This is a genomic window from Streptomyces sp. T39 (assembly GCF_008042045.1).
Classification (GTDB): domain Bacteria; phylum Actinomycetota; class Actinomycetes; order Streptomycetales; family Streptomycetaceae; genus Streptomyces.
The window spans coordinates 595,180-601,536 of sequence record NZ_RDBP01000012.1 but is presented as its reverse complement, the minus strand read 5'-3'; the positions used below and the strand labels follow the sequence as shown (position 1 = coordinate 601,536).

The 6,357-nt window shown below is 71.7% G+C and carries 6 protein-coding genes and 1 pseudogene; 4 read left to right on the top strand and 3 right to left on the bottom strand.

Annotated features, from left to right (window positions below; translation table 11 throughout):
• Positions 1-240 (bottom strand): RDD family protein (locus tag EAO77_RS03605; protein WP_410088513.1); only part of this gene is annotated, 240 nt, incomplete at its 3' end.
• A 27-nt stretch (positions 241-267) separates the two neighbouring features.
• On the opposite strand from EAO77_RS03605, the pseudogene EAO77_RS03600 reads away from it, so the two are divergent.
• Both EAO77_RS03600 and EAO77_RS03595 read left to right on the top strand, forming a co-directional pair.
• Positions 268-960: pseudogene (locus tag EAO77_RS03600) on the top strand (RDD family protein); the annotation flags it as partial.
• An 85-nt stretch (positions 961-1,045) separates the two neighbouring features.
• Complete coding sequence (locus EAO77_RS03595) at positions 1,046-1,804, top strand: RDD family protein (protein WP_147986671.1); 759 nt, start codon at positions 1,046-1,048, stop codon at positions 1,802-1,804.
• A gap of 19 nt (positions 1,805-1,823) precedes the next feature.
• On the opposite strand, the gene EAO77_RS03590 is transcribed toward EAO77_RS03595, so the two are convergent.
• Positions 1,824-2,132 carry a hypothetical protein gene (locus EAO77_RS03590; protein WP_147986670.1) on the bottom strand — a complete coding sequence of 103 codons (309 nt, stop codon included), beginning with the start codon at positions 2,130-2,132 and terminating at the stop codon, positions 1,824-1,826.
• 376 nt (positions 2,133-2,508) lie between these two features.
• Between EAO77_RS03590 and EAO77_RS03585 the strand changes: the two genes are divergently transcribed.
• Entirely contained in the window at positions 2,509-4,926 is a 2,418-nt protein-coding gene (locus tag EAO77_RS03585) for an immune inhibitor A domain-containing protein (RefSeq protein WP_147986669.1), read from the top strand.
• Between the two features lie 122 nt (positions 4,927-5,048).
• Positions 5,049-5,360, top strand: coding sequence for a hypothetical protein (locus tag EAO77_RS03580; RefSeq protein WP_147986668.1), 312 nt, complete (start codon positions 5,049-5,051; stop codon positions 5,358-5,360).
• Positions 5,361-5,726: 366 nt separating this feature from the next.
• Here EAO77_RS03580 and EAO77_RS03575 read toward each other — a convergent pair whose 3' ends face one another.
• Complete coding sequence (locus EAO77_RS03575) at positions 5,727-6,314, bottom strand: isochorismatase family protein (protein WP_147986667.1); 588 nt, start codon at positions 6,312-6,314, stop codon at positions 5,727-5,729.
• Between the last annotated feature and the right edge of the window lie 43 nt (positions 6,315-6,357).

The following is a 6,357-nucleotide window of genomic DNA, read 5'->3' as shown; positions in this document are numbered from 1 at the left end:
GATCAGGATGACCAGCCACCAGACGCAGTAGCAGCACACCAGCGCGGGCACCCACAGCACGACCGCGCGCATCAGGGAGGCGCTGGTGTCCGGGGTGCGCCCGTCGTTGAGCATGGCGACGCGCAGCTTCATCAGGCGCTTGCCGACGGTCCGCCCGTCCTTCTTCGTCATGAGCGTGTCGTAGCCGATGTACGCCACGAGGGAGATCAGGGTGAACAGCCACTGGCGGCCCGTGTTCACCTGATCGGTGATCTCGTCCCAGTCGTCGCCCCGTCGGGTGCCGCGCCCGGGCAGCCCGCCGCCCCCGCCGCGGGATCGCCGCTCACCAGCGGTCCCGGCGGGGGAGCCGCCTCGTGGCCGCAGCAGGTGCATCGGCTCGCGCAGTCCGGCCCGGCGGCCCCGGGCGGGGAGCAGCCGGTCGTGCCGTGGAAGCCCCCGGTCGACGACCCCTTCCTGCGTGCCGCCCAGGCGCAGGCGAACGCCCGCCCGGCCCCGCTCGGCAAGCGCCTGGCGGCCCGGCTCCTGGACACCCTGCTGCTCGGCGCCCTCGTCTCCGCGGTGGCGGTCCCGGTCGGCATGAGCGCGATCGAGCACGTCGACGGCAAGATCGAGGCGGCCAAGCTCTCCGGCCGGACGGTCACGGTGTGGCTGGTCGACGGCACCACCGCGGGTCAGATCGGCATCGTCCTCGGCGCGCTGCTCGTCCTCGGCGTCCTGTACGAGGCGCTGCCGACGGCCAGGTGGGGCCGGACGCTCGGCAAGAAGCTGTGCGGCGTGCGGGTGATGGGCATCGAGTCCCACGAGCCGCCGTCCTTCGGCGGCGCCCTGCGGCGCTGGCTCGTCTACAGCCTCCTCGGCGTGCTCGTCGTCGGAGTGCTGAACGTGCTGTGGTGCCTCTTCGACCGGCCGTGGCGCCAGTGCTGGCACGACAAGGCGGCGGGCACGTTCGTCAGCGGCTGACCCGCCGTCACCCCCGGCCCGCGCGCGTTCCCCCGAACGCACGCGAGCCGTTGCGGGGCCCTGTGCCCCGGTATGCACTGCCGACATGAGCAACGACCAGCCGCCCGGCACCCCGCCTCCCGACGACGACCCGTTCCGCAAGCGGCCCGACGGGCCGACGCCGCCACCGGACGGCAGCGGCGCCGGCGGGCCGCCGCCCGGCGGCGGCTCTCCCTACGGCAGCGGCGGCGGCTCCCCGTACGAACCGCCCCCCGGCGGCTCCCCGTACGACACCCCGGGGGGCGGCGCGGGCGCGCCGGGCGGCCCGTACGGCGGCGGTCAGCAGCCGCCCTACGGCCAGGGGCCCTACGGCGGGCAGGACCCGCTGGCGGGGATGCCGCCCCTGGCGCCCTTCGGCAAGCGGCTGGTCGCCCGCATCGTCGACATCCTGATCATCGCCGTGCCGCTCGCGCTCATCTCACTGCTGCTGGGCGGCTGGGACTGGACCACCGACGGCGGCGACGACTGGGACGAGATCACCGATCAGGTGAACACGGGCCGCCAGTGGCTGTTCACCCTGATCTCCCTCGTGGCGTACATCGGCTACGACACGCTCATGACGAAGAAGGACGGGCGGACCGTCGGCAAGCGCCTGATGAAGCTGCGCGTCGCCATGCTCAACGACGGGCGCACCCCGGACACCAGCGCCTCCCTGATGCGCGCGGTCGTGCTGTGGGTGCCCGCGCTGGTGTGCTGCTACTGCGTCTGGTGGCTGGTCATCCTGATCACGGTGGTGGCCGACAGGCCGTACAAGCAGGGCCTGCACGACAAGGCCGGCAAGACCGTCGTCGTCTCGGCGCCGTAGCGCGGTCGCCGCGCCCGTCTCAGCGGCGCAGGGAGTGCCCGCCGGCCCGTGCCCCGGCGCGGGGCGCGGGCACCCTGGGCGCGAGCTCGTCCGCGCGGGCCGCGGGGGCCGGGGCGGACGGCGCGGCGGCGGGCCCGGAGCGCGTCCCGGCCGCCGAGCGGCGCAGCGGGACGGCCACGGCGGCCGTGAGCCCGAGGCCGAGCGCGAACACGCCGACGCCGGCGACGGCGACGGCACTCGTCGCACCGGTCAGCAGGAGCAGGGCGACGGCCGAGAAGACGACGGTGGCCGAACCGTAGGCGTACTGTGCGGCAGTCGGACGCGGCATCGCGGTATCCGTCCTCTGGGCAGGGTCGGGGGAGGCTGGGCGCCAGTCGCACCGGCACAGCACTCTACGGTCCTGGATGCCCGGGAGGAACGCCGAGTAAGCGTGACCTTACCCGTGGTGCCGGGGCAAGGGGGGCGCACGGAGTCACGGTGCGGCTCAAGTGGCCTGAAGTGAGCGCCTGTTGACCGGTCGGCCTCTCGTCCGGATAGCGGATCGGTGCTCCTGCATAGTGCAGTTGGCCTGTTCAAGTCAAGGACTGTCTTTTCTTCGTCAACTCCGGTCGAATGTCGTCACTTGAGACGCGTACCCCGCGCGCGCGGACGACCCCACCAACCGGTCCGCGACGGCGACGGGACGCGGGGGAGGACACCTTCAAGTGACCAGCAAGCGACGGACGTTCAGAGCATCCGCAGTCGTCGTGGCTCTCGCCGCGACGACCGCGACGGCGTCGGCGTTCACCTTCGCCCAGGCCGACGGCCAGAAGTCGCCGGACCCTGCGGCCATCGAGCGGCACGACCCGGCGCCGCACAAGGGCCATGTCGAGCACGACCTCGAAGGCCCGTTCAGCAAGCAGCAGGAGCAGCAGCGTCAGGCCGCTCTCGAACAGGTCATATCCGGCGACGCCACCGTGCAGACGCGTGGCGGCTCGAAGGTCGTCAAGCTCGACGACAAGAAGTACGTCGAGCTCGCCCGCGAGAAGACGGACAAGATCTTCACCATCCTCGTGGAGTTCGGCGACAAGGTCGACGACACCACGATGTTCGACCCGGACGGTCCGGACGGCCCCGAGGCGCCCGTCAAGAAGTACGGCGGCGAGCCCGGTCCGCTCCACAACCGGATCGCGCAGCCCGACCGCAAGGTCGACAACTCGACGGCCTGGCAGGCGGACTACAACCAGAAGCACTTCGAGGACCTGTACTTCGGCACCGGCAAGGACAAGAACGGCAAGCCGAAGCAGTCCCTCAAGACCTACTACGAGAAGACGTCCTCCGGCCGGTACTCGGTCGACGGCGCCGTCTCCGACTGGGTCAAGGTCGACTACAACGAGGCCCGCTACGGCTCCAACTACTGCGGCGACACCAACTGCGCCAACGTGTGGGACACCGTCCGCGACGGCGTGACCGCCTGGGCCGCCGACCAGAAGGCCAAGGGCGCGTCGGACGCCGAGATCAAGCAGCAGCTCGCCGCCTACGACGAGTGGGACCGCTACGACTTCGACGGCGACGGCAACTTCAACGAGTCCGACGGCTACATCGACCACTTCCAGATCGTCCACGCGGGCGAGGACGAGTCCGCGGGCGGCGGCGCCCAGGGCGAGAACGCCCTGTGGGCCCACCGCTGGTACGCCTACGGCACCGACGCCGGCAAGTCCGGCCCGGCGAACAACAAGGCCGGCGGCACCCAGATCGGCAACACCGGCATCTGGGTCGGCGACTACACCATGCAGCCGGAGAACGGCGGCCTCGGCGTCTTCGCCCACGAGTACGGCCACGACCTCGGACTGCCGGACCACTACGACACCTCCGGCGGCGGCGAGAACTCCACCGGCTACTGGACCCTGATGTCGGCGGGCTCCTGGCTCGGCACCGGCAAGGACTCCATCGGCGACCTGCCCGGCGACATGACCGCCTGGGACAAGCTCCAGCTGGGCTGGCTCGACTACGAGACGGCCAAGGCGGCGACGAAGTCCACCCACACCCTGGGCGTGGCGGCGTACAACACCAAGAAGCCGCAGGCGCTCGTCGTCGAGCTGCCCAAGAAGCCGGTCACCACGACTGTCGTGAAGCCCTCCGAGGGCTCCAAGCAGTGGTGGAGCGACATGGGCGACGACCTCAAGAACACCCTCACCCGCTCGGTCGACCTCACCGGCAAGTCCGCGGCCTCCCTCGAACTCACCGGCTGGTGGGACATCGAGGAGAACTACGACTACCTGTACGCCGAGGTCTCCACCGACGGCGGCGCCAACTGGACGCCCGTCGACGGCACCGCGGACGGCAAGGCCATCCCGCGCGACGCCGGTGACAAGCCGGCCCTGACCGGCGTCTCCGGCGCGCACAAGAAGCTCGTCTACTCGCTGGACGCCTACGCGGGCAAGAAGGTCGACGTCCGCTTCCGCTACCAGACCGACGGCGGCGTGGCCGGCAAGGGCTTCGCGGCCGACGCCATCACCGTCAACGCCGACGGCGCCGTGCTGTTCTCGGACAACGCCGAGGGTGACGACGCGGGTTGGGCCGCCAAGGGCTTCAACCGCATCGGCGAGTCCTTCACGCTCGAGTACGAGCAGTACTACATCGCCGAGAACCGCCAGTACGTGTCGTACGACGAGACCCTGCGGGTCGGCCCGTACAACTTCGGCTTCAAGGCGCCGAAGGACGCGTGGGTCGAGCACTACCCGTACCAGAACGGCCTCATGGTCTGGCAGTGGGACACCTCCCAGAAGGACAACAACACCAGCGCCCACCCGGGCCAGGGTCTGATCCTTCCGGTGGACGCCCACGCCAAGCCGCTGAAGTGGGCCGACGGCTCGCTGCTGCGCAACAAGATCCAGACGTTCGACTCGTCGTTCAGCCTGTACCGCACCGACGCCTTCACGCTCCACAACAAGGACGTGGCGCTGCGGATCCCGTCGCAGCGCGGGGTGTCGTTCTTCGACGACAGGAAGGGCGTGTACTGGTACCCGGAGAACCCGACGGGCAGCGTCAAGGTAACTGACACCAACACCAGGATCTCGATCGTCAAGGAGCCGCTCAGCGGCCAGACGATCACGGTGAAGGTCGGTCCGTCGACCAAGTAATCCGCATCGTCGCAGGTCAAAGCGTGATCGGCCGTCGCCCTCTAGCGGGCGGCGGCCGATCGTGTTTAGGTGCGGGGGACGAGGTTCTTATTGACAGCGAACTCACGGGGGAGTGGTTCCGCATGCCCGGCGGAGGTTTTTCGAAGTTGCCAGGAGGCAGTGTCGTCGTCGCCCTCAGCCTGCCGAACCCGGCGGGCGACGGGACGTCGGTCCGCTTCCTGGTGCATGCCGCGAACCGGGCGCGCGCCCTGACCAGGCTGCGCAATCTCGGGCTGCGCGCGGTCTACCTCCGGGGCAACGCCGAGCCGCCCACGCCCGACGAGATCACGGCCGTGCTGCACCATCCGGACGGCCTGCTGTGGCGGACCGAGAGCCGCTCGCAGGAGCTCTGGCACCCGATACGCGCCCTCCTCAGACCCGCGGCCCGCAGCTGACCCACCTGCGCGGCCCGCGCCCGCCGGGCCATCGGCCGGGGGCCTGCTCCGGCGAGGTCCACCCCGCTCCGGCCTGACCTGCCCGAGCCCACCCGCCGGGCGCGCGACGCACCCGCCGAGGGCGCGCCCGACCGGACCGCCCTCCCGGGACCGCCCTGGCCGGGCCCGCGGCCGGGGGCCGCGCCCGTGGTGCGGCGGACGGCTGTGGCTGCGGCCGTGGGGAACGGTCTGCCCGGGCTCACACGCCGGGCAGCTCGCGTCCAGGGCGCGCCCGACCGGACGGCCCTCCCGGGACCGCCCTGGCCGGGCCCATGGCCGGGGGCCTGCCCCGCGCGTGCCGCACCCGTGGTGCGGCCCCCGCCGAGGTCAGCGGACGACCGGCTTGCCGGTCAGCTCCACTCCCGCGCCGCGCAGCTGCTCCAGCGCGCGCTCCGTCGTCGCGGCGGCGACGCCGGCGGTCAGCTCCAGCAGGACGCGGGTGGTGAAGCCCTCCCGGGCGGAGTCCAGCGCGGTGGCGCGCACGCAGTGGTCGGTCGCGATGCCGACGACGTCCACCTCGGTGACGTGCCGGGCCCGCAGCCACTCGGCCAGCGTGACGCCGTTCTCGTCCGCCCCCTCGAAGCCGCTGTAGGCGGCCGCGTAGGCGCCCTTGTCGAAGACGGCGGCGACGGCGCCGGAGGCGACGGCCGGGGCGAAGTTGGGGTGGAAGCCGACGCCCTCGGTCCCGGCGACGCAGTGCCGCGGCCAGGAGTCGACGAAGTCGGGACGCTCCGAGAAGTGGTCGCCCGGGTCGACATGGTGGTCCCGGGTGGCCACCACGTGCCGGTATCCCGGCTGGGCCTGGCCGATCAGCTCGGTGATGGCGGCCGCGACATCGGCGCCGCCGGTCACCGCGAGGCTGCCGCCCTCGCAGAAGTCGTTCTGAACGTCCACGACGATCAACGCGCGGTGCATGACATGTCCTTCGGTGGGGGTCCGGTCGGGGCGGCTCGCAGGG

Coding starts and splice junctions, on each gene's coding strand:
- EAO77_RS03595 (WP_147986671.1), top strand. CDS start 1,046: ATGAGCAACGACCAGCCGCCCGGCACCCCGCCTCCCGACGACGACCCG.
- EAO77_RS03590 (WP_147986670.1), bottom strand. CDS start 2,132: ATGCCGCGTCCGACTGCCGCACAGTACGCCTACGGTTCGGCCACCGTC.
- EAO77_RS03580 (WP_147986668.1), top strand. CDS start 5,049: ATGCCCGGCGGAGGTTTTTCGAAGTTGCCAGGAGGCAGTGTCGTCGTC.
- EAO77_RS03575 (WP_147986667.1), bottom strand. CDS start 6,314: ATGCACCGCGCGTTGATCGTCGTGGACGTTCAGAACGACTTCTGCGAG.